The organism is Paenibacillus sp. GL_099_B (assembly GCF_057835695.1).
Map to the genome: position 1 here is coordinate 224,054 of NZ_CM174430.1, position 20,215 is coordinate 244,268.

At 47.3% G+C, this 20,215-nt stretch carries 16 protein-coding genes; all 16 read left to right on the forward strand.

Annotated features, from left to right (window positions below; translation table 11 throughout):
• Positions 1 to 10: 10 nt before the first annotated feature.
• The 16 genes from AC3ITG_RS01045 (at position 11) to AC3ITG_RS01120 (ending at position 20,185) form a co-directional block, all read left to right on the forward strand.
• Complete coding sequence (locus tag AC3ITG_RS01045) at positions 11 to 790, forward strand: TPM domain-containing protein (protein ID WP_489254387.1); 780 nt, start codon at positions 11 to 13, stop codon at positions 788 to 790.
• Positions 791 to 861: 71 nt separating this feature from the next.
• On the forward strand, positions 862 to 1,878 hold the full coding sequence (locus AC3ITG_RS01050; RefSeq protein WP_489252542.1) for an SPFH domain-containing protein: 1,017 nt from the start codon (positions 862 to 864) through the stop codon (positions 1,876 to 1,878).
• Between the two features lie 201 nt (positions 1,879 to 2,079).
• Positions 2,080 to 2,307, forward strand: a complete 228-nt coding sequence (locus AC3ITG_RS01055; RefSeq protein WP_489254388.1) for a DUF896 domain-containing protein — start codon at positions 2,080 to 2,082, stop codon at positions 2,305 to 2,307.
• A gap of 68 nt (positions 2,308 to 2,375) precedes the next feature.
• Positions 2,376 to 3,338 carry a ring-cleaving dioxygenase gene (locus tag AC3ITG_RS01060; RefSeq protein WP_489254389.1) on the forward strand — a complete coding sequence of 321 codons (963 nt, stop codon included), beginning with the start codon at positions 2,376 to 2,378 and terminating at the stop codon, positions 3,336 to 3,338.
• A gap of 60 nt (positions 3,339 to 3,398) precedes the next feature.
• Positions 3,399 to 4,487, forward strand: a complete 1,089-nt coding sequence (locus AC3ITG_RS01065) for a low temperature requirement protein A (RefSeq protein WP_489252543.1) — start codon at positions 3,399 to 3,401, stop codon at positions 4,485 to 4,487.
• A 223-nt stretch (positions 4,488 to 4,710) separates the two neighbouring features.
• Positions 4,711 to 7,497 carry a glycoside hydrolase family 3 C-terminal domain-containing protein gene (locus AC3ITG_RS01070; protein WP_489252544.1) on the forward strand — a complete coding sequence of 929 codons (2,787 nt, stop codon included), beginning with the start codon at positions 4,711 to 4,713 and terminating at the stop codon, positions 7,495 to 7,497.
• A 101-nt stretch (positions 7,498 to 7,598) separates the two neighbouring features.
• Positions 7,599 to 7,787 carry a hypothetical protein gene (locus AC3ITG_RS01075; protein ID WP_024629467.1) on the forward strand — a complete coding sequence of 63 codons (189 nt, stop codon included), beginning with the start codon at positions 7,599 to 7,601 and terminating at the stop codon, positions 7,785 to 7,787.
• A gap of 188 nt (positions 7,788 to 7,975) precedes the next feature.
• Positions 7,976 to 8,146 carry a hypothetical protein gene (locus tag AC3ITG_RS01080; protein ID WP_489252545.1) on the forward strand — a complete coding sequence of 57 codons (171 nt, stop codon included), beginning with the start codon at positions 7,976 to 7,978 and terminating at the stop codon, positions 8,144 to 8,146.
• A gap of 170 nt (positions 8,147 to 8,316) precedes the next feature.
• Positions 8,317 to 9,705, forward strand: a complete 1,389-nt coding sequence (locus AC3ITG_RS01085; RefSeq protein WP_489254390.1) for an alpha-L-fucosidase — start codon at positions 8,317 to 8,319, stop codon at positions 9,703 to 9,705.
• Positions 9,706 to 9,847: 142 nt separating this feature from the next.
• A complete protein-coding gene (locus AC3ITG_RS01090; protein ID WP_489252546.1) occupies positions 9,848 to 10,714 on the forward strand; it encodes a sugar phosphate isomerase/epimerase family protein in 867 nt (288 codons plus the stop codon).
• A gap of 261 nt (positions 10,715 to 10,975) precedes the next feature.
• Complete coding sequence (locus AC3ITG_RS01095) at positions 10,976 to 12,034, forward strand: Gfo/Idh/MocA family protein (RefSeq protein ID WP_489252547.1); 1,059 nt, start codon at positions 10,976 to 10,978, stop codon at positions 12,032 to 12,034.
• Between the two features lie 367 nt (positions 12,035 to 12,401).
• Entirely contained in the window at positions 12,402 to 13,814 is a 1,413-nt protein-coding gene (locus AC3ITG_RS01100) for an alpha-L-fucosidase (protein WP_489252548.1), read from the forward strand.
• Between the two features lie 313 nt (positions 13,815 to 14,127).
• Positions 14,128 to 15,108 carry an ABC transporter permease gene (locus tag AC3ITG_RS01105; RefSeq protein WP_489252549.1) on the forward strand — a complete coding sequence of 327 codons (981 nt, stop codon included), beginning with the start codon at positions 14,128 to 14,130 and terminating at the stop codon, positions 15,106 to 15,108.
• A gap of 15 nt (positions 15,109 to 15,123) precedes the next feature.
• Positions 15,124 to 16,032, forward strand: coding sequence for a carbohydrate ABC transporter permease (locus AC3ITG_RS01110; RefSeq protein WP_489252550.1), 909 nt, complete (start codon positions 15,124 to 15,126; stop codon positions 16,030 to 16,032).
• A 128-nt stretch (positions 16,033 to 16,160) separates the two neighbouring features.
• Complete coding sequence (locus AC3ITG_RS01115; RefSeq protein WP_489252551.1) at positions 16,161 to 17,789, forward strand: type 2 periplasmic-binding domain-containing protein; 1,629 nt, start codon at positions 16,161 to 16,163, stop codon at positions 17,787 to 17,789.
• A 173-nt stretch (positions 17,790 to 17,962) separates the two neighbouring features.
• Complete coding sequence (locus tag AC3ITG_RS01120) at positions 17,963 to 20,185, forward strand: helix-turn-helix domain-containing protein (protein ID WP_489252552.1); 2,223 nt, start codon at positions 17,963 to 17,965, stop codon at positions 20,183 to 20,185.
• Positions 20,186 to 20,215: the final 30 nt, after the last annotated feature.

A 20,215-nucleotide genomic window follows, 5' to 3' on the forward strand; every position in this document is an offset into this window, starting at 1 on the left:
TCTGGCATGGATGGCAACGCTCATTTTATTGGTGATTACTCTCGTGTCTCCATTGATCCCAATGTCAGTGGTATCGGCAGCCGACAGCAAAAACCTGATTTACGATGAGGCTAATCTGCTGAACGAGCAGGAGAAAAGTGAACTGAATGCATTGGCGAATGAGTATGGGGCGGAGAGGCAGACGGACTTCGTTATTTACACCTCAAATAATGAGGAGCAAAAGAGTGAAATACTGCTGACCGAGGATTTCTACGATGATCAGGGGCTTGGTTACGATAAGGCTCATGGCAATGCAGTTATTTTAACAATTGATATGTATAACCGTAAGATGTATCTTGCTGGTTTTTATAAAGGGAAAGAGTATATCGACAACGGCAGAGCCGATAAAATCACAGCTAAGATTGCACCAGATGTAACGGACGGTAATTATAAACTGGCTTTTGAAAAGTATATCAAGCTGTCCTACGAATATATGGGAATTAGACCGGGAGTAAATCCAGATAATATCCTCTTCAATATTTGGTTCCAACTTGTTGCGTCAGTAGCGATTGGAGGTATTGCTGTTGGGGTAATGGCCTATCGTTCCGGTGGGCGAGTTACAGTTAATCGTGCTACTTATGAGGATTCAAGTAATTCCAGTGTGATCGATCGTCAGGATCGGTATATCCGTACTACCGTAACCAAACGCAAAATTGAGAAGAACAACAATAACGGTGGCGGAGGCGGTGGAGGTGGGGGAGGTACCACCCGAGGCGGCCATTCGCACAGTGGTAGCAGCAGATCTTTCTAGCAGGAAAAACAACAACTTAGCTTATGCCATGATGATGCAAAATGCTTACTATAGAAGGGATGGGAACGAGTATGGGATTTTTCAAAAATCAATTTTCGAATGTGGTGGAATGGGAAGAGTTCAGAGATGACATGATTTTCTGGAAGTGGAGTAACCGTGAGATCAAGAAGGGAAGTAAATTGATTATCCGTTCGGGACAGGATGCGATCTTCCTGAATAACGGCAAGGTGGAAGGGATTTTCGAAGACGAAGGGTCGTTTAATATCGATTCCGAGATCATTCCGTTTCTGTCTACCTTAAAAGGATTCAAGTTCGGATTCAACAGCGGCATGCGGGTTGAAGTGCTGTTTGTGAATACGAAGGAGTTTACGGTTCGGTGGGGCACGCAAAGCCCGGTATTGATTCCGACTCCTCAACTTCCAGGCGGGATGCCGGTTCGTGCGAATGGTACGTTTAATTTTAAAGTGAGCGACTATGTTACATTGATCGATAAAATCGCGGGTATCAAGCAGAGCTATCTGGTCGAGGATGTTAAGATCCGGATTACGTCTGTGCTGGATCAGTTGCTAATGAAATGGATTAGCCGTGAGGGTAAGGATATGTTCAACCTGCAGGCGAATGCTTCAGATATTGCCAAAGGAATTCAGGAAGATCTGGATATGCAAATGATGGACATCGGGATCGGAATTACAGGCTTCCAGGTGATGAGCTTCAATTATCCGCAGGAGATTCAGGATATGATTACGAAGACTGCTTCACATGAAATGATCGGCAATTTGCAAAAGTATCAGCAGGTCAGCATGACTGATGGCATCTCATCCGGTAAAGTTAAGGGCGGCGGCGCTGCTTCAGATATGGCGGGCATGATGATGGGAATGAACATGGCGAATGAAATGATGAAGAACATGAATCAGAACCAGAACAACCAGAATCAGAATTCGGAGCAAAAGCCTGCGGCTAATCAAAACAGCGATGCAGGTGCATCTTCTTCGTCTGGAGACAATAAAAAGCCGAATTTCTGTCCGAACTGTGGCGCCAAGAATGAAGGAGCCAATTTCTGTCCAAACTGTGGTCAGAAGTTGGGTTAACATATATCTAAATATAAGAAGGGCTTACTCTAAGGTCTAACTTTGGAGTAGGCCCTTTTTTCATTTTATTTTGAAATGGGAGAAAACGGTTGACAACGGGTCATAAATCATTTATCTTTAAATTAAGATATTTAATTTGAATATAATTACACCGAGAAAAACAAATATCTTAATTCCGATTTACGAGGAGAGATCAAGATGATGATTCCAACATTGACCAGAATAAATGAGCTTTCAAGAAAAGCCAAAGCCGCAGGGTTGACGGAGATGGAGAAAGCGGAACAAATTCGTCTGCGCCAGGAATATCTGCAAACCTTTCGCGGTTCGATCAATGATATTCTGCTGAATGTAACCATCTATGATCCGAACGGCGACGACGTCACTCCGGATAAACTGAAACAGGAACAGGCCCAACAAAATAATAGCTGAATCAGCTCGGTTTAATATCTTAATATTAAGATAATATAAATGATCTATAATCCTAGGAGGAAATGATGATGACCATTCAAACTGCAGGTATTCACCATATTACAGCTTTTGCGGGCGATCCGCAGGCCAATGTCGACTTTTATGCTGGAGTTCTGGGACTTCGTCTTGTGAAAAAAACGATTAACTTCGATGCACCGGATGTGTACCATCTGTACTTTGGGGATGAGAACGGAAGTCCAGGTACCATTATCACGTTCTTCCCATCAGCCGGATCACCGCGAGGTAAAATTGGTGGCGGTCAGGTCGGCATCACCTCATATGTGATTCCACCTGGGACTATTGGCTTCTGGCAGGACCGGCTGGAGCAGTATAACATTGAGGTAACCAAAACAAGTCGTTTTAACGAAGAGCTGCTGCAATTTGAAGACAGTGAGGGCTTGCGTCTTGAGCTGGTAGAACGTGAAGAAGGTCCAGCCAGCACTTGGGTGCATGAAGGCATTCCCGCGGACAAAGCCATCAAAGGATTTGGAGGTGCCGTGCTGTTCAGCGTCAATCCGCAGAGAACGATGGATGCGCTGGACAAAATACTCGGATTCACCAAAGTAGATGAAGATGAGGAGTATGTACGATTCCGGTCCGTCGGAGATATCGGTAATGTCGTGGATGTTCCTGTCACCCGGATGGCTCTGGGGGCAGGCGGAGCAGGGACGGTCCACCATATTGCGTGGCGTGCCAAAGATTTTGCAGAGCACGAGCAGTGGAGAGAAGCTGTACAACAGTACGGCTATCAGCCAACCCCAGTTCGGGACCGTCAATATTTTAACGCAATCTATTTCAGAGAAGCTGGCGGAATCCTGTTCGAAATTGCTACCGATCCTCCTGGATTTGCGAAAGATGAGCCTGCGGAGTCGCTTGGTCAGAAACTCATGCTGCCTGAGTGGTTTGAGCCATATCGCGCCCAAATCGAAGGCAATTTGCAGCCCATCCAGGTAAGAACGCTAGAGCCTTCGCATTCTATGATGGCACGTTAAAGAATAGCCCAGAACAAGTAATCATTTTTGATATGAGTTCAACTAAAGGAGCATTGAAGGATGATGGAGAAAAAGGTTACCTGGCTGGAGCTGTTCTATGATTTGCTTTTTGTAGCAGCGGTCTCCAAAGCGGGTCATGTCCTGCTGCATGCCGAACACGGCGTGATTTCGTTTGAATACCTGATGAAATTTGTTTTGATTTTCATTCCTGTCTGGTGGGCATGGGTCGGTCAGACCCTATTTATTAACCGTTATGGTCAGGATATCTTCATCCATCGAGTCTTTCTTATCCTTCAACTCCTGTCCGTTCTGGTGATGACGGCGAGCCTCTCGGTTGATTTTGATCAATACTATCTTCCCTTCTTTGCGGGTTATATCGGTTCGAGGGCACTTACAGCCATTCAATATTTTATGATTCATAATTCCAAAAGCGAACATCGACAAAAAGCCGCCCGTTATCTGGGCGTATGCTTCATCATCGGCATATTGATCTCAACAGGTTCCCTGTTCTTTGATTCGTGGCTGCGATATGCGATTTTGTACGTGGGAATTGCCGTGGATATCATTCTCCCGCTCATCGGACGCAAAAATCTGGTGAAGGTGCCGATACACACGCATCATTTATTGGAACGTTTCGCTCTGTTCACTCTCATCCTGCTCGGTGAGTCGGTCGTCAGTATCATTGCCGTGCTGCAAATGGATCACTGGGATGTACGATCTGTTCTGTTCGCGGCGTTTACATCCATATTCGTGATTGCGATGTGGTGGCAGTATTTTGATAATGTTGAGAAAAAGGTCAGTAAAGAGATCCAGACCGCCGGGCAAGCGATCATATACGGCCATCTGTTCATCTATATATCCATGAGCATGATTGCCGCTTCCATTCAATTGTTATACCTGGATGAACTCAATTATGATTTCATGTTGGCCTTTGTATTTGGTTCAGTTCTGCTGTATTTTCTGTCCACCTCGCTGGTGTTCCACCGATACAGACATGCTCATCTGCGGCTACGTCCGCGTCACTTGGTGTTTATGCTGGGGATAATGGCCGCGTTTATCGTTGTGGATCTGATCTATCGGGTGCCTAATTATGCAATCGTAGGAGAGAACATGGTGTTCTTCCTTGTCTACGCCAAATTAACGACCTAATGCATAGGTCGCACAAGTATAAAAGTCACGGACGAATGACGTTCGTGGCTTTTTAAGTTAGATAATTGTAAAATCATGTCCACTATATGAAAAAACGTTTAACCTGATTTATTTTCTACTATAGAATCTGTTAATATGAGACTAGATACAAGTGAATCTACCAGATTAACGAATATACATAGTGATTTCGTGGAGATGGAGATGACAATCAGGAGGGAAATCATTGAGCACACATCAAATCGGAGTTCCATTGGAAGGGTTTGCAGAGTTTAGCCGCACGGTTGCCGCTGAAGGCGCAGTGCTTTTGAAGAACGAAGGACAAGCGCTTCCAATTCAAAAAGACGAAAACGTTTCAGTGTTTGGACGGATTCAAGTCAACTATTATCGCAGTGGTACAGGCTCAGGCGGCAGCGTTCATGTGGCGTATACAACCAATTTGCTGGATGGTCTTCGTAGCAAAAAAGGACTTACGGTCAATGAAGAATTGGCAGCTGTCTATGAAAAATGGATTGAGGAAAACCCGTTTGATGACGGTGGAAAAGTATGGGCGGCAGAGCCTTGGAACCAGAAAGAAATGCCTTTAACGGACGAAGTGGTATCCCAAGCCAGAAGTAAATCCAGCAAAGCAATCGTGGTGATTGGACGAACAGCAGGCGAAGATCAGGATAATGTGGATGCACCAGGCAGCTACCGGTTGACGGAAGATGAGAAAGCGATGCTGAAGCAGGTCACAAATTATTTTGAACAAACGATCGTCGTACTGAATGTTTCGAACATCATGGACATGAGCTGGTTGAATGATGAAAGTTATGTTCATCCGATCCAAAGTGTCATTTACTCGTGGCATGGCGGTATGGAGGGTGGTAATGCGATCGCCGATGTACTGGCCGGAGATGTTACACCAAGTGGTAAATTAACCGATACGATTGCGTATTCCATTGAAGATTATCCTTCCACAAGCAATTACGGGAATGAGTTTAAGAACCTTTATCAAGAAGATATCTACGTAGGCTATCGTTATTTCGAAACGTTTCGACCCGAAAAAGTACAATTTGAATTTGGATACGGCTTGTCCTATACCACATTCACAACCAAAGCTGAAGACGCAAAATTGATCTCCCAAGACGGAGAAAACAGCATTAAGGTGAATGTAACCGTAACCAATACGGGCACAACCTATGCCGGTAAGGAAGTAGTGCAGATCTATTTTGAAGCCCCACAAGGTCAATTAGGGAAACCTGCAAAAGCTCTGGTGGCATTCGGCAAAACGAATCTGCTTCAGCCGGGTGAGTCTCAGCGCCTGACCGTGAGCTTCCCTGTGGATTCCATGGCTTCCTATGATGATGCTGGCGTAACAGGACATGCATCAGCTTATGTACTTGAGGCAGGAACATATCGTTTGTACGTGGGAACCAGTGTCAAAAATGTGGAGCATGTCAGCATTGATGGCCAAGATGGGTACGTCGTAGAAACGATTCAACTCGTGGAACAGCTCCAAGAAGCAATGGCACCGACTGAAGGCTTTACGAGAATGAAGCCGGGAGCGCGCAAAAATGATGGATCTTACGAGCTGATCTTTGCAGATGTACCGACACGCCAAGTATCCATGGCTGAACGAATTGAACAAAGCTTGCCGCAAACGCTGGAGCAAACCGGCAATCAGGGCTACAAGCTGAGAGATGTGAAGGATGGCAAAGTCAGCCTAGAAGCGTTTATCGCCCAATTGAGTGATCAGGATCTGGCAGCCATCGTAAGAGGCGAAGGTATGAGCAGCCCACTCGTTACATCGGGTACAGCTTCCGCATTTGGCGGCGTGAGTGACAGTCTGTTCAATTACGGAATCCCTGTTGCATGTACTGCTGATGGCCCATCCGGTATTCGTATGGATAGCGGGGAGAAGGCTACACAAGTTTCTATTGGAACTTTGCTGGCAGCAACATGGAATGCAGAACTCGTCGAAGAGCTGTATGTGATGGAAGGCCAGGAATTGCTGAGAAATCAGGTGGATGCACTGCTCGGGCCTGGATTGAATATTCGCCGGAGTCCGATGAACGGACGTAACTTTGAGTATTTCTCAGAAGATCCGCTGATTTCTGGCGTATTTGCTGCTGCTTGTACGAAGGGGATCATGAAGGGTGGCTCTAATGCTACGCTGAAACATTTCGCCTGCAACAATCAGGAGAAACATCGCAGTAAAGTGGATGCCGTAGTATCCGAACGTGCATTACGTGAGATCTATCTGAAAGGGTTCGAGATTGCCGTGAAAGAAGGCGGTGCGAACTCGATCATGACCTCCTACAATCCGATTAATGGACATTGGGCGGCTTCGAACTACGATCTGAACACGACCATTCTTCGTGGAGAGTGGGGCTTCCAAGGTATCGTGATGACCGACTGGTGGGCTATTATGAACGATGGCGTTGAAGGTGGACCAGCAGATCGGAAAAACACCAACTGGATGGTTCGCGCTCAAAACGACCTGTACATGGTTGTACCTAACTATGGTGCAGAAATCAACGGCTGGGATGACAACACGATCGAATCTCTGGAAAATGGGACGTTGACACGTGGCGAGCTTCAGCGTTCGGCCATGAATATTTGTGAGTTCATCATGAATGCACCTGTCTTCTCCAGAAAACATGAGATTGTAGAGAATGTCGCTTCATTCCAAGCGAATGCTTCACTTTCCTCAGAGCAGGCACAAGTGCTGGCTGATAATGCACAGGTCAAACCCGTTGTGGGCGAACCTGTCTACATGAAAGTGGATGAAGCAGGTCAATATCGGATTATTGTACAGATCATGTCTCCTGAGCCGGAACTGGCTCAAAGTGCATGTAATGTGATTCTCAATGATCAATTGATGACGACCATTCAAACCAATGGTACTGAAGGTAAATGGATCAGACAGAAACTTGTTAAAGTGGAGTTGGAAGCAGGCTTGTACGAATTGAAGCTGGACTTCACCAAACCAGGTCTGCAGATCGACTGGATCGAATTCAAACAAGCGTAACGCAGGATCGTCTGATCTGTTGTAACTGAACATGACGACTGTTATGATTGTGTTATGAGATCCGGAATTTCTGAACAATCTGGTCAGGAGTGTTGCGAAGGATGAGAAGGTATAATTTTTGGAGCCCCATTCTGCTGATTGCGGTTGCGCTGATTGTCAGAGGCCTGGTTACCAATCTGGGCGTTCTGTTCGGTATGTCGCATGATGCAGCAAGTAATATCGCAATTGTTGCCATGTTGATTGCTGCACTGATAATGTTTAATCGAATGACAAAGGCAAAGCGAAAATGAACATATAATATTCGATATCGATCAAGAGAGAGGCACCCTTAGGGGTGTCTTTTTTTTGTGTATTGACGTTTTATTCATAACGTCTTAGACTGTTTATGAATAAAACAATAACATTTTTATGATAACGAAAATAACGATTTTACCCACTCCAATGACTAACCCATCATTTTCCGAAAGGAGACCCATTCATGAAGGTTATGGCGGCATGGTTTGCAGGCAAGCATGAAAAGGCAATTGATGTGGTGAGCAGGATGTGGGGACGGCAGGAGGGGTCGTGGATCGCTCCGCTGAGATTGGTAGAGTATTTGTGGAATAGGGATCGAACTGCATTCAGGAAGCTGACTTTCAACGACAGATGAACATAATTAAGGACCGCTGGAGATGCTGTGCTCTGTCGGTCCTTTGTGGCATTTGGCGGAAAGCGGACAGAGAACCGGCATGAGAGGAGAAGAATCCAGTGAATACAACCGATTGGGTGAAGGCAGCAGCACAGGTCGTGCCATCAGAACGTCAGCTGAAATGGCAGGAGATGGAGTTCTATGCATTTATTCATTTTACCATGAATACGTTCACAGATCAGGAGTGGGGAACGGGGAATGAAGATCCCGATATCTTTAACCCTTCTCATCTGAGTGCCCGGCAATGGGTTCAGGCGTGCAAATCTGCCGGTATGACCGGATTAATTCTCACATGCAAGCATCACGACGGGTTTTGTTTGTGGCCAAGCCAGTACACGAAACATACGGTAGCCGCCAGCCCTTGGCGAAATGGTACGGGTGATCTGGTGAAAGAGGTCGCCGATGCCTGCCGTGAAGGCGGGTTGAAGTTCGGTATCTATCTGTCTCCTTGGGACCGTCATGAAGCATCCTACGGAGATTCAGAGCGATACAACGAATTTTTCAAAAATCAGCTGCGTGAGCTGTTAACCCAATATGGTGAACTTTTCTGCGTGTGGTTCGACGGAGCATGCGGAGAGGGGCCGAATGGGAAAAGGCAGGTCTACGATTGGGATTCCTATTATGCGCTGATCCGGGAGTTGCAGCCAGAGGCTGTAATCTCGGTATGTGGACCGGATGTTCGCTGGTGCGGCAATGAGGCAGGTCATACCCGGACTTCGGAATGGAGCGTCGTACCTGCCTACTTGCAAGATAATGAGAAGATCCAGGAGCAATCGCAGCAGGTGGATGATGGCGAGTTTGCCAGTAGAATTAATACGCAGGATGCAGATTTGGGGAGTCGGGAGTTAATCCGGCAGCATGAAGGCAAGCTCATCTGGTATCCCGCAGAAGTGAACACATCCATCCGTCCGGGTTGGTTCTATCATGCAAGCGAGGACGATCAAGTCAAATCGCTGGAGGAACTGCTTGGCATCTATGATGGAGCGGTTGGGGGCAACGCCAATTATCTACTGAACCTTCCACCAGATCGACGCGGCCTTATTCACGAACAGGATGTTGAGCGGCTGCAGCAGCTCGGGGACTTTTTGCGCAGTACTTATCGGCAAAGTCTGGCTTTTGGGGCGAGAATTCACGCATCGGATACCATGGGTGATGAACATGTGGCTACCCAGGTATTGCTTGAGGAATCGGATACGTTCTGGTGCCCATCTGAAAGAACTGAACTGGCTTGGCTGGAGGTGGAGCTGCCGGAGGAAAAGCGGTTCGACCGAGTCGTTCTCATGGAGCATATCCGTTCAGGTCAACGAATTGAACGCTTTACGCTGGAGGCAAAGGGAGAGAGTGGGGATTGGCATGAGCTGTATCGCGGCACGATTGTTGGTCACAAACGAATCTGTAGTTTCGAACCTTTTACCGCCAAAACCATTCGTCTGACCATTCATGAATCCAGATGGTATCCAACGTTGTCCTGGTTGGGTGTATATCTGAGCAAACAAGATGTGCATGAAGCTGGCGATTGAGCCGTAACATTTGTAGATAAGCCGATTTTGGATTCATCCCATGGAAAATAGAGTAGCAAACGATTATTGGTAATTGTATGATCTTATGGAAAAAGGTATACGTAAGGTAGAGCTACACACCAGCAGGAGAGGATGAGAGGATATGAAAGTAGGACTCAGCACATACAGTCTGCAACAGGCACTGGATGCCAAGGAACTGACTGTACCCGACGCCATCCGTTACATCGCCGAGCAGGGCGGAGAACATGTGGAGATTGTTCCGATCGGGTACAGCCTGATCGACCAACCGGAATTAATTGATCAGATTCGAGAGGCTGCGCAAGACGTGGGAATTGATATTTCCAATTACGCAATAGGTGCCAACTTCGTTTCAGAAGAAGGTCCGGATGCACTTGAAAATGAGATTGCTACTGTCATGAAGCATGTGGATGTCGCTGCCGCACTTGGCGTTACGAGAATGCGCCATGATGTTGCGTTTCGTCCTGCACAGGAAGGTACTGTGGCCCAGTTTGAGGCGGACCTGCCTGTTCTGGTGAAGGCCTGTCAGCGAATTGCCGATTACGCAGCGAGTCACGGCATTACCACAAGTGTGGAGAATCATGGTTACTATGTGCAGTCCAGTGAGCGTGTCCGGCGGTTGGTGCATGAGACGGCACGTGAAAACTTCAGGACAACGCTGGATATCGGCAATTTCCTTTGTGTGGATGAAGACCCGGTTAGCGCTGTGAAAAACAATATTCCTTATGCATCCATGGTGCACGCCAAAGATTTCTATCGGAGACCTTCCTATCGCAATCCTGGAGAGGGCTGGTTCCAGAGCGCACACGGCAATTACCTGCGCGGAGCGATTGTGGGTCACGGGGATATCGACATGCCGGAAGTATTCCGTGTGTTGAAGCAGTCCGGTTACGACGGATATATCTCTGTAGAGTTTGAAGGTATGGAAAATTGCAAAACAGCATCCCGAATCGCGATGGATAACGTCCGCCGCTTCTGGGAGGAAGCATAAGCAGCTACTGCACTACTATATAAGTGGAATCAATTTTTATATGTAAGGCTGAAGTAACAGAGGTGAAGTTTGGAACTGTAGGAGCGGTAGCGCCCGCCTTTGTCTGCGGATTTCAACTGCTAAGAGCAGTTGATACAAGAAATCTGTAGACAACAGCGGCCGAAAGTCCAAACATTCACCGTAGTTACGTTAAGCCGATTATCATATGTTTTGAATCATCTGATATGACCATCATTCAACAGATTATGGAGGGGAAATTCCATGTGCAAACTTAAAATTGCAGTTATCGGTGCAGGATCAATTTCCGATTTTCATTTACAAGCGTATGACAGTAATCCCGAAGTTGAAATATACGCCATATGCGACCTGAACGAAGCTCGAGCCCAGGAAGCGGCAAAAAAATATAATGCTACTCATGTATTCACCGATTATAAGGAGCTCCTGGCACTACCTGAAATCCATTCGGTCAGCATCTGTACCTGGAATGATACACATGCCGAGATCAGCATTGCTGCTCTGGATGCGGGTAAAAACGTACTTTGCGAGAAGCCGCTCTGTCAGACGGTAGAAGATGCGTTGGAAGTGGAGAAGGCTGTTCACCGCAGTGGAAAGCTGCTTCAAGTTGGCTTTGTACGCCGTTATAGCGACAATGCGCAGATCCTGAAGAAGTTCATTGATGAAGGCGAGCTCGGAGAGATCTATTATGCCAAGGCATCCTGTCTGCGGCGTTTGGGCAATCCGGGCGGATGGTTTGCAGATGTGGAGCGCTCTGGTGGAGGTCCATTGATCGATATCGGCGTGCACATTATTGATATTTCCTGGTACCTGATGGGCAAACCGAAGGTGAAAACCGTCTCCGCGAATGTCTCCAATCGATTGGGTAACCGTGCCAATATCCGTAATCTGTCGTTCTACCAGGCCGCGGACTATGATGCGAACAAAAACACCGTGGAGGATATGGCCAACGCGTTGATTCGTTTCGAGAACGGGGCAAGCCTGCTGGTGGATGTAAGTTTCACACTGCACGCGAAGCAGGATGAAACTTCGGTCAGACTCTATGGCGATAAAGGTGGAGCAGAACTGGAACCGGAAATTTCACTGATTGGTGAGAAATTCGATACCATTTTGAACATGACGCCACAGGTGGATTTCAAATCCCTTGATTTCGCAGGTTCTTTCCGTAATGAAGTCAATCATTTTATCGACAGTACCCAAGGACGCAAAGAGACGCTAAGCCCCGTTGAGGATGGCGTTGAAATTATGAAAATCCTTTGTGCCATCTACGAGTCCGCACGAGAAGGACGCGAAATTTCACTGTAGATATAGTGTTGCGATCCGAAAATGGCAACGCCACTCGAAGTAGTGAGGTCTAACAAGTCTATACTTGTTGAACCAAACATTTCGCCAAAACGGAGTTAGAACCAATCTGAAGAACGCACTGCAATCGAAATGACTGGGCTTAATATGTCTTTCTTAGTTGAACGAAACATTTACACGATAACGGAGAGGGCAAAACAAATCTGGAGAAGCGGAGCGCTCGCCTTTATCCCCGGATTACCACCATTATAAAGTGAAATTAAAGAAAATCCGGGGATAACAGCGATCGGAAGATTGTTTTGACCGCGCAGTGACCTGTGTAAAGCTACCTTTTCAACGTGTGACATTTGATCCAAAGGAGATGAACGGGATGAGCGAAACCAAAGATACGGTGCTGGAACAGGAAGAGCAGGTTGTCGAAGCCGGGGTGCATAACTTTAGCAAAGAAGAGGAATGGGTGAAGCCTGAAGATCCTTTGCTGAATGAACGCCTGGAGTGGTTCAGGGATCAGAAGCTGGGGCTGATGATGCATTGGGGGCCCTATTCCCAACTTGGACTCGTGGAGTCCTGGGCGCTAAGTGACGAAGATGGCGATTGGTCGCGCAATGATATCGACTGGACTGACGACATGGAGCATTTCAAGCAAGAATACTTTGATCTCAACAAAACCTTCAATCCGATTCGCTTTCAGCCTGAAGAGTGGGCACAGCTGGCCGCTGATAACGGGTTCAAATATTTCCTGTTCACCACCAAACATCATGATGGTTTCTGCATGTGGGATACACATACAACCGATTATCGCATCACGGGCAAGGATACTCCTTTTCATACCCATAAGTATGCGGACATTTGCCGGGCGCTTTTTGACGCTTTTCGTGCCAAGGGGCTCGGCATCTCGGCTTACTTCTCCAAAGCGGACTGGCATACGCCATATTACTGGACACCTGGCATGGAGCGGGGAAGCCATATGTGGCGTGGACCATCCTATGATCCGAAAGCGTATCCATGGCTGTGGGAGAAATTCGTGGAGTTCACGCATGAGCAAATTATGGAACTGCTGACCAACTATGGACGAATCGAATGTCTGTGGCTGGATGCAGGCTGGGTACGTGAAGGCCGTCACGGTCAGGATATCCGATTGGGCGAAGTGGTGGAGCGGGCACGTCAGACAACTCAGCCGTGGCTCCTCGCAGCAGATCGCACAGTAGGCGGACCGTATGAGAATATCGTAACTCCGGAACAAACCATCCCTGAGCATCCAATGAATATTCCTTGGGAGAGCTGTATCACGGTGGGCAATTCTTTTGCGTTTGGATATGATGATCAGTATAAGTCAGCAAGACAACTGGCGCATATTCTGCTTGAGGTAGTGTCCAAGGGTGGTAATTTGGCACTGAATGTGGGACCACAACCGGACGGGCGTCTTCCAAAAGGGGCAGTCCGAAGCATTAAAGCCCTCGGAGAATGGATCGGTACTCACGGGGAGGGCATCTATGGCACACGGATTTGCGGACCATACTTCACAGGAGAGTGGGCTTTTACACGTAAGGAAGATCTCAATGTATCGTATGCCTTCCGTCTGTACAAAAACGAGAACGAGGCAGTAGAATCACAGGTAGTCATTCCATATGTGGAAAATGTGGAGAGAATTGAACTCGTCGGCACAGATGATGTGCTGTCATTCCAACGGACGGAAGATGGACTTGTTGTAGAGTTGCCGCAAGAGGCAGTTACGGAAGTAGCACCTATCACGCTGACGTTCAGATTGTTCACAAACCAATAAAGCTACACTTCAAATCCCGGGGGACTTTTACAGTCCTACGGGATTTTTTGGGTTGGTCATTTATGCGATATACCTGTGCTCAAGGACGATTTTCCCTTGTCCGGCAAGGGTTTTGGGAATAAGGAGAGGTGGGAGAAAATTGAAAATTGATAAAAGAACACCGCTCAAGGTACTATCGATTTAAGAAAGCGTTACCTGACACTATTCTTTACACATATGACGCTAATATAGAAAAACGAGTCAAAGAAAAGGATGTTTAAGGGATGTAAATGTAATGTATTATTACACTTGAGGTGTAGAAGGAGTGACGCGAATGAGTCGAGCTACGGAAAGCATACCTGCACCGGTGGAGCTCCAGCAAGGAAGGAATTACACAGAACCCAAGCGACAGCATCCATTTATCAGAAGCCTCAAGAAGCATTGGGAGCTCTATCTGCTGGTGCTTCCTCCCGTATTGTATCTGTTGATCTTCAAGTACATTCCAATGGTAGGTGTACAGATTGCCTTCAAAGACTTCAGTGTCGTCAAAGGAATCTGGGGCAGCCCATGGGTTGGACTGAAACACTTTGAAGCCTTTTTCGAATCCCCGAACTTCTGGCTGCTGATCAAAAATACGATTGGTATCAGTTTCTACTCGTTACTCGCCGGATTCCCCATACCGATCCTGCTGGCGCTCGCGCTGAATGAAATCCGAACAGGTTACTTTAAAAAGACCGTCCAAATGGTCACGTATGCTCCGCATTTTATCTCCACAGTCGTCATGGTATCCATTATCATTCTGATGCTGTCACCGCATGTGGGTGTTGTAGACAAGCTATTTACCTTCTTGGGTTTCCCGATGACCAACTTTATGGGCATTCCCGAATACTTCAAATCCATCTATGTGTGGTCGGGTGTATGGCAGGGCATGGGCTATTCATCAATCATTTATATCGCGGCTCTCGCTGGCGTTGATCCATCCCTCTATGAGGCAGCGAAGATGGACGGCGCTTCAAGGCTTCGGAAAATTTGGCATATCGATCTGCCAACGCTCGTGCCGGTTACCGTCATCATGCTGATTCTGAGCTTGGGCAGCATTATGGGCGTGGGCTTTGAAAAAATATATCTAATGCAGAATCCGCTTAACACGAGCGCTTCGGAAGTCATCTCCACGTATGTGTACAAGGTGGGTCTGATCGGGGCCAACTTCAGCTTCTCCTCGGCGGTAGGATTGTTCAACTCCGTTATCAACCTGATCCTGCTGGTTATCGTCAACGGCATTTCCCGCAAAGTATCCCAGAACAGCTTGTGGTAAAGGAGGAGCTCATCCATGTTCAACCTGATTAATCGTAACCGGATCAAGGACCCGCTCGGTGACCGTATCTTCATGACATTCAACTATATCTTTCTGTTCGCCATACTTCTAACGGTGTTTTACCCGCTTTTGTATATCATCAGTTCTTCGTTCAGCTCCTCGCGTGCCGTTACATCCGGTCAGGTGTGGCTGTTCCCGGTAGACTTTAACATCAAGGCCTATATCTCCATTTTCAAAAGCCAGCAGCTCATGCTCGGTTTCTACAACACGATCATCTATACCGTTGTAGGCACATTTATCAATGTGGCGCTTACGGTTATGCTCGCGTATCCGTTATCGCGCAAGTCGTTCTACGGACGGGGAGCCATCATTATTTTCATGATGATCACGATGTTCTTTGATGGCGGTCTGATTCCAACCTATCTCTTGATGAAAGACCTTCATCTACTGGATACACGCTGGGCGATGTGGCTGCCAGGGGCGCTCGCAGTGTTCCATGTTATTGTAGCGAGAACCTTCTTCCAGTCTTCCATCCCGGAAGAGCTGGGGGAGGCGGCGGAAATGGACGGATGTCGGGATATCCGGTATTTGATCAGTGTGGTTCTTCCATTATCGAAGCCGATTCTGGCGGTCATGACCCTGATGTATGCGGTGGGGCACTGGAATGCGTACTTTGATGCCCTGATCTATCTTCGTTCCGAGAAGTTGTTCCCACTCCAATATGTGCTGCGCAATCTGCTAATTCTAAACGCCGCAGACCCAGCAATGTTGGCCAATACGAGCCAGCAGCTAAGAGATCAGGGGTTCGAGCAGGTCCTGAAATACGCACTGATCGTAGTTGCCAGCATTCCTATTCTCATCATGTACCCGTTTGTGCAGAAGCATTTTGTTAAAGGGGTTATGGTTGGCTCGCTCAAAGGATGATCTTTGTAATATGCGCCCGTTACGCCACTTGAAAGGAGGTGGGGGAACACTCCGGCTTCCGGGATAAGGTTTAACACGAGTACGTAACCAGAATGTTATGCCGTTTTCAACAAAAAGGAGGAGTCAGATTGAAAAAATCTTGGATTTCGATGTTGTTTCTGGTCTTTGCTTCGATGGCTTTGTTGTCCGCATGTGGTTCATCCGAGGATGCGGGTACAGGTAGCGGGGAGAGCGGTGGCCCGGTAACGATGACCTTCTTTGCCCCACAAGGTAAAGCGTCCATGGAAGAAAATGAGTTCACCAAATTTATCGAAGACAAGTTCGATGTTGCCCTGAAATGGGATCTGGCCCCGACGGACGCCCTTCAAGACCGCAGACAGTTGCTGCTGGCGAGTGGGGATTATCCTGAAGTGTTCCTCCATGGCAAGTTCACCACCTCAGACCTTCAGACGTATGGAAAACAGGGCGTGTTCCTGCCGTTGCAGGATCTGATCAAGCAGTACGGTCCGAATCTGTCCAAGATGATGGAGGAGAAGCCGTACTTCAAAGAAGCGGTGACTGCGCCGGATGGCAACATCTACGCACTGCCGATTTTCAATGAATGTTACCACTGTACGTATGCTCAGAAATACTGGATTAACACCGAGTGGCTGGACAATCTGGGTCTCAAAATGCCTACCACGACCGATGAACTCTACACGGTTCTGAAGGCGTTCAAGGAACAAGACCCGAATGGCAACGGTAAAGCTGATGAGATTCCACTCACAGGTGCACCCAACAAGTATGTGTGGAACGGCAACATCGATGCCTATTTGATGAACAGCTTTATCTATAATGACAACGATAAATATCTAATCGTGAATGATGGCAAGGTTGATTTTGCAGCGAATAAGGAAGAGTGGAAAAAAGGGCTGGAGTACATGCACAAGCTGTATGCAGAAGGCCTGATTGATCCGGCTTCCTTCACACAGAACGATCAGGCAATCGGGCAGTTGGGTAACAAGGAAGGTGATGAGGTGGTCGGCTCTATAACGACAGCGCTGGTCAGCTACCTCGTGAACACGTATGACAAAGATATCACCCGCCACCAGCACTGGGATATCGTGCCTCCGCTGAAAGGACCGGATGGCGTTCAGACGACAGGCGCTACGCAAAGCGTAGGTGAGTTTGAGTTTGCTATCACCAATAAAGCGACCGAAGCACAACAGATTGCCGCCATCAAAATTGTAGATTACATGTTCAGTGAAGAAGGTGCCCTGTATGCAGAGTACGGACCGACCGAAGGTAAAGGCTGGAAGAAGGCGGATGCCGATGAGAAAAACATTAATGGCGAGCCTGCCAAATACAGCTACTATAACCTGCCTGAGCGTGACCCGAATGTTGTAGTCAACGAGAGTTGGTCACAGATCGGAGCACATGACTTGTCCAATACGTTCCGCAATCTGTTTGCAGAAGGTCAGAATCCACTTGAAGCGGAGGGTTATGGTACACGTCTGGCGCAAGCAACCAATGTATATGAACCTTATGCGCCAAAAGAAGTCTATCCTGCGAACGTATTTATCCGTCCTGAAGATACAGAAACCGCTGCGCAGCTCACGACGGCCGTCAAGGATTACGTGATGACCAATATGGCTCAATTCATTATCGGCAGCAAGAGCATCGATAAGGAATGGGACGCGTACGTAAAAGGTTTTGATGGTCTGGGACTCAGCAATTACCTTGAGATTTACCAGCGTGCGATTGAGAAGAATCAATAAAGGTTGATGGATTCATGAATGAGGCTGTCCCGATGTCAACACAGGAATCGGGATGGTCTTCTCCTTTTGACAACCCCACTTCATCCGATATAATTTACTGAATATTTATGGAAAATTAGCGACCAGATTGGCGTGGTTGTCGTCATGCGTATAAACAGTGGGGGGCCTCGGAGATGAACAACAGTTGGTTTAGACGTTTGCTGCTATCGTATTTGCCTGTTTTTTTTATCGTGACCACAATCCTGTTTATCATTTTCTTTCAGGTATTCAATGAACAGAACCGGAGAGAAGCACTCAAGGCCAATGAATTTCTGGCGTCACAGGTAACGCAATATTTGGACAATTCACTGCGCTCCATCGACTTCAAGGTGCTGCGTGATATTTTGACCAATCCCAACCTGAAAAATTATTATTCGGTAACCGGAAGCGAGGATGTGTATGCCGGAATCCAAGCAGTCCAGGTTATTGATGAATTAAAAATAGAGTATCCGCTGATTGATTCCATATATCTGGTGAGATACAACGACGATACGGTATTCAGCAACGGCAAGGCAGTGCCGATTGAGGAATTCCCGGATGCAGCGTTTATTAAAGACAGTCGTGCTGCGGCAACGCAAAAGTGGGTGGGGGCGAGATCCTTTAAGGCATTCCCGACAGAGGAAGGAAAACAGGTCATTACACTCATTCGCGGTGTGGGAAACGGTACGGGTCTCGTGGTTGTTAACGTCGATCTGCCGACCTTGCAGAAATCCATCATGCAGATGTATGACCCTGAATTCACCTTCGTGAATATCTTCAATCGTTCGGGCGGCAATCTGTGGGACGGAGGAATGCAGGATGGAATTACAGCAGTTTCTCCCAAAACAGACTCAGGTGAAGTGTTCTCCGAGTTTACATCCAGCTACAGTGGCTGGAAGGTACAGACGGGACTGAACAATGGCAAAATCGTCAAATTCGCCCTGAAATTTTATAATATCTGGTTTGTTTTTGCCGTTGCCGTTGTCCTTATTGGTGTGGTCTGGGTGATCTATGTGACACGGAGAAATTACAAGCCCATCCAGCAGATTGTCACGTTGATTGAGACGGTGGCTTCCCAGAAACAAGCGGGGATGAGCTATACGAAGGATAACGAGTTCCGTTTTATCCAGACCACGCTGGAGCGAATGATTGATCAAACCAAGCAATATCAGGAGGAACATGAAGAGAACCTGATTTTGCAGAAAAAATATTTCTTTCAGGAGCTACTGGAGGGCACGCGGGACTTTACTGGAAATGAACTGACAGCGGAGATGAGCAGGTTCAAGCTCCCGCAGTTAGGGGATCGATGGGCTGTAATTGTGGTGGAGATTGATCAGTATTCCCGGTTCTTGGAGGAGTACCACAATCAGGATCAATCCCTCCTGAAATTTGTGTTATCCAGCATTCTGCAGGAGAGTGCAAGGCACGAGGGCACCGAAGTGTGGGCAGAGTGGATATCGGATCAGCGTCTGTATGCCATACTCTGGATTCCCGAAATGGAGAAAGGTGAGGAAACCGAGCAGAGACTGCTCTCCGGTTATCTTGACAGGGTTGGGCAGTATTTGAACTTCACCGTAACCATCGGTATTGGGAGAGTGGCAGTGGATGTCCGTGGTCTGAGAGCTTCGCTGAAGGAGGCGGTGCATGCCTTGGAATACAAGGCTGTGCTCGGCATGAATCGGATCATTCCATGTGGGGAGGTACCGAACTCAACGAATGATGTGTATGAATTCCTGAAGACGATCTCTTTGCTGGTGCAGGCGATGCGACTGTCGGACGCTGTGTGGGAGAAGCATTTTGACCGCTTGTTCGAACAGATCCATGAATCCGTGCTCTCCCGCCAGGAGATTATGAATACGGTTCAATTGCTGTTCCAGCACTATAACCGGGAGTTCGCAGAACTTCCACGAGAATATCAGGAGCGATGGGCATCAGTATTTACACCACTTCTTCCTAGGTTGGAAGGTTGGGAGACGTTGGATGATTTGCGCGCGCTGTGCTGGGAAGGCTTCCGTGAGTTGGCTGAACAGATACAGACGCTGCATTGCTCCAGAAAACATAGATCTCATATTCTTGAAATTCGCAAGTATATTGAACAGAACTACAACAACCCCGAGCTGTCGCTGAATTATCTAAGTGATCTATTTGATATCAATCCGAAATATTTAAGCAAGCTATTTAAGGACGAAATTGGTGAGAAGTTCGTGGATCTTCTGATTAGTCACCGTATTGAGAAGGCGAAGCAGCTCATGCTGGAGACTGATAAGGCCATTCAGGAGATCAGTGAGGAAGTTGGATATACGAATTACAATTCCTTCAATCGGGCGTTCAAGAATGTGGTGGGCGTAGCGCCTAGCGACTACCGAAAAGCCATGTGAGCCCATGCACCAGACTAAGCCGAACTCATA